Origin of the sequence: Saccharothrix hoggarensis (assembly GCF_042678885.1) — a bacterium.
GTDB classification, from domain to species: domain Bacteria; phylum Actinomycetota; class Actinomycetes; order Mycobacteriales; family Pseudonocardiaceae; genus Actinosynnema; species Actinosynnema hoggarensis.
The window spans coordinates 1-716 of the sequence record NZ_JBHTLK010000519.1 but is presented as its reverse complement, the minus strand read 5'-3'; the positions used below and the strand labels follow the sequence as shown (position 1 = coordinate 716).

At 79.1% G+C, this 716-nt stretch carries 1 pseudogene; it reads left to right on the top strand.

The annotated features are described in order from the left end of the window. Window positions 1–17: 17 nt before the first annotated feature. Window positions 18–716 (top strand): annotated as a pseudogene (locus ACFQ3T_RS36890) (hypothetical protein); the annotation flags it as partial.

Below are 716 nucleotides of genomic sequence, written 5' to 3'. Positions count from 1 at the left end.
CGGACGCCGAGCCCGCCGTGGCGACCGAGCCCGAGGTGACGCGCCCCGCGCCGGCGGAGGGCCGCCCCACCGGCTTCCAGCCGACCGAGAGCTGGTCGAGCGAGCCCCGGCCCGCGGGCTTCCCGCCGTCGCGGACCGAGTCGGAGCCGTCGCAGCCGTCGCAGTCGCGTTCCGAGGAGTCGCAGCCCACCGGCTTCCAGCCGCCCGCGCCGCGGCTTCCCGAGCCGCAGCCGGCCCAGGCCCGTTCCGACGAGTTCCAGCCCGTCGAGTTCCACGCCGCCGCGACCGGCTCCGCCGAAGCCCCTGCCGACGCCGAGCCTGCCGACGCCAAGCCTGCCGACGCCGAGCCGGCCGAGCCCAAGGCGTCCGAGTCGCAGCCCGAGTCGAAGCCCGCCGAGGGCAAGCCGGCCGAGCCCAAGCCCGCCCAGCCGAAGCCGGGCCAGGCGAAGCCCGCCGAGGTGAAGAAGGACGAGCCGGCACGCCCGCGCAGCCTCTTCGAGCCGCTGCCCGACGACGAGGTGCTGGAGCCGGAGCCCGAACGGCCCCGCCCGGCGCCCCGCCCCGTGGGCAACGACCAGCCGTTCGTGCCCACGCTCGCGCCCGAGCTCCTGGCGGGCAACCCCGTGCCGATGACCGGCGCCGGCCTGCCGCAGCGCCCCACCCGCCAGGCGGGCACGCCGCGCACGCCGTCGCCCGCCCCGCTCGCGCCGAAGCAG